We start from the raw sequence: 3013 nt of genomic DNA, 5'->3' as shown, positions 1-3013 counted from the left end.
CTTCTTGCCGGTACGCTCATAGGCTCTTTGCTGGGCGGCCACGGCTTTGCCGGGGGCGGCTTTATGGACATTATCCTTATCGGGCTGCTGGCGTTTCTGGGCCTCAAGCTCTTTGCCCGCTTCCGCAACCGCCAGGCTTCTGCTGCGGCGGGGGCTCACGGGCAACACTCCGATGCCTATAACGACCGCATGCAGGGAATGCAGCGCGAATCCACCGAAAGCAACGGGTGGGACGTGTTGCGCGGCAACAGCCAGGGTGCGGCAGCACAGGCGGCGGCCGGTCCCAACATACCCATGCCTGAGGGCTTTGATGCCGACGAGTTTTTGCGCGGAGCCAAAATGGCGTATACCCGCCTGCAAAACTCCTGGGACAAGCGCGATATGGACGATATCTCTCAGTTCACCAGTTCCGCGGTACAGCATGCCGTTCGCGAACAGATGGAAGCCGACCCCAACCCGAGCAATACCGAAATACTGCTGGTGAACGCCCAGTTGCTTGGTGTGGAAAATGAAGGCAACGAGCAATTCGCCCAGGTCTTTTTTGACGTGCTGATGCGCGAAAGCCCCGATCAACAGGCCCCGTCCACTGTGCGCGAAGTATGGCACTTCATGCGCCCGGTGCAGGGCGGCAGTTGGAAGCTGGACGGCATTCAGCAGGTAGAGTAACGTACCGATACCGCACTGGCGGATACACCTTATGTATACACTGTGCCGGAAGCCTTTGGCTTCCGGCTTGTTTTTGGCAACACTGGAGAATTTATGAAAAATTATGTCAAAAAGCACGACAAGCTCATGAAATATCTGCAAATGACCATTGAAAGCGCCAGTCCTGAATTCGCCCGCGTGACCATGCCCCTTACCGAAAACCACAGAAACGGCATGGGCTGCGCCCACGGCGGAGCCATTTTTGCCCTGGCGGACGTGGCCTTCGGCGCGGCAGCCAATGCGGGCAAAGACACGGGCGTGGTCAGCCTGTCCACCACCATCGAATTCCTGCGGCCCGGCAAAAGCGGCCCCCTGGCGGCCGAAGCGTATGTGGTTCGCCGTGGGCAACGCATACAAAGCTATGACATCAAGGTCTTTGACGGCTCCGGCGAACTTATCGCCAAATGCATGGCCGCAGGATACCAGACAGACATCCAACTGCCGGAATAGCACCTTCCGGACGCGCCATTTCCCGGCGGCTGCAACGGCAGCCCCGCCAACGAGGCGTAAGCGCAGACCGCTTGCGCCTTTGTCGTTTAGCGCAGATTAACTTTGAGAATATACATTCTCAAAGTTTAAGGCACGCTCACTTCGGCGTTTAACCGCGCAGATAAACTGCGCTTACGCCTCCGTAGCGAACGTCTGCTCACGCAGCCGGCAGAGCAATTTCAAAGTGAAATTGCTCTAGCGCAAGACGCAAACCGCACAAAAAATACCGGCCCGGCGCATATGCGTTCCGGGCATGACGCCCGAGGTGCCGGGCCGGACTTGCGCGTCTGCACCGGGCGCAGCGCACCATCTTTCAAAGGCTGCGCAACAGGGCAGCCAGCCTGCACTGTAAATTTAAACGGGCAGCTTAAACGCCTTCCGCCATATGCGACAGCTTCCATTTCCTTCCGGCCCATCGTATACTGCTGTCAGGCCGCCAAGTCAGTGCGGTCCACCAATGCCGCCATTCTGCCGCGCACAGCAACAAACTCAAACTGCAAACGACACCACGCCATTGCGGCCAAGACTGAAGCAGCCCCCAGTCACGCAGACATTCTGCCTGTGGGCGGCCTTAACGCATTTCGTGGCAGATATTGCCCGGCAAAACGCCTGCGCCCGGTACAGGCATCACCGGAAAGGAGAACGTCATGGCAAGCGGTTGGGCTGGCGACAGCGCCGTACAGGACCAGATTCAGGACTCCATCAATGATGAGGTTGCACGCGCCCGGCGTAATCTGCCCAAGGGCGAAAGCCTGACCCACTGCGAGGAATGCGGTGAGGAAATACCTCAGGCCCGGCGCGATGCCCTCCCCGGGGTGCGCCTTTGCATCGTCTGTCAGCAAGAGGCCGACAAGGAACAGCAGACCGTTGCTCTTTATAACCGGCGCGGCAGCAAGGACAGCCAACTACGGTAAACGAGCCTTTGCGGGGGGCGGCCACGATGCTTAACCGCGCAAGTAAATTGCGCTTGCATCTTTGCGGCGGGCGACTGCTCACGCAGCCGCCAGAGCAATTTCAAAGTGAAAGTGCTCTAAAACGCTGACAGTTGCGCGCCTTTGCGTTACCGTGCTGTGCATGAAGCACTTTTTCAGCGATTTTTCCCAGATTCAACGCCACCTTGACGGCCTGGGGCTTTTTCATATGGACATGGGCCTTGACCGCATGCGGCGCGCTCTGTCCCATCTCGGCCTTGATCGCCCGCCCTTTGTGACGGTGCAGATTCTGGGTACCAACGGCAAAGGCTCCACCGCGGCCTTTCTTTCATCCCTTTGCCGCGCCCACGGTCTGCGCACGGGCCTGTATACCTCGCCGCACTTTGTCAGCCCCACGGAACGCATCCGCATTGATGACCGCCCCTGGTCGCAAAACCTGTGGCCCGCCCAGGCTGACAAGATCATGAATGCCGTGCCGGAGCTGACCTATTTTGAATTTCTTACGGTGCTGGCCCTGCTGGCCTTCAGGCAGGAGCAGATTGACGTGGCCGTGCTGGAAGCCGGGCTCGGCGGCAGCCACGATGCCACCACGGCCGTCAGCGCTGACCTGACCTGCTTTACGCCCATAGCTATGGATCACAAGGACGTGCTCGGCGCGGATATTGCCGCCATTGCAGAGGACAAGGCAGGGGCCATACGTCCAGGCGTGCCGGTCTGCACGGGCAGACAGTTCCCGCAGGCCGCCCGCGTGCTGGAAAAAATGGCGACACTGACAGCCAGGCGGTTGTCTTCAAAGCCGCTGTATTCCTGAAGGGGAACTATTTCGCGAAAGCGGGGCCTGGCGAGCAGGTAGTCCACTTCAAAGCTGGTTTGCAGCAAAAGGTCTG

General features: G+C 59.0%; 4 protein-coding genes. All 4 read left to right on the top strand.

Going from position 1 to position 3013, the window contains the following annotated elements; all coding sequences use genetic code 11:
* On the top strand, nucleotides 1-666 hold a 666-nt coding region (locus V6C16_RS10455; RefSeq protein WP_333543159.1), incomplete at its 5' end, for a Tim44 domain-containing protein.
* 93 nt (nucleotides 667-759) lie between these two features.
* Nucleotides 760-1155, top strand: a complete 396-nt coding sequence (locus V6C16_RS10450; RefSeq protein WP_333534620.1) for a PaaI family thioesterase — start codon at nucleotides 760-762, stop codon at nucleotides 1153-1155.
* A gap of 686 nt (nucleotides 1156-1841) precedes the next feature.
* The gene (locus V6C16_RS10445; RefSeq protein ID WP_333534621.1) at nucleotides 1842-2108 is read left to right on the top strand and encodes a DksA/TraR family C4-type zinc finger protein; all 267 of its coding nucleotides are present in this window, start codon (nucleotides 1842-1844) and stop codon (nucleotides 2106-2108) included.
* Between the two features lie 160 nt (nucleotides 2109-2268).
* Complete coding sequence (locus V6C16_RS10440; RefSeq protein WP_333543158.1) at nucleotides 2269-2937, top strand: bifunctional folylpolyglutamate synthase/dihydrofolate synthase; 669 nt, start codon at nucleotides 2269-2271, stop codon at nucleotides 2935-2937.
* The last annotated feature ends 76 nt before the right edge of the window (nucleotides 2938-3013 follow it).

Source organism: Desulfovibrio sp. 1188_IL3213, from assembly GCF_036763145.1.
GTDB lineage: Bacteria > Desulfobacterota > Desulfovibrionia > Desulfovibrionales > Desulfovibrionaceae > Desulfovibrio.
The sequence above is the reverse complement of the archived record's forward strand: the minus strand, read 5'-3'. Positions and strand labels throughout refer to the sequence as shown.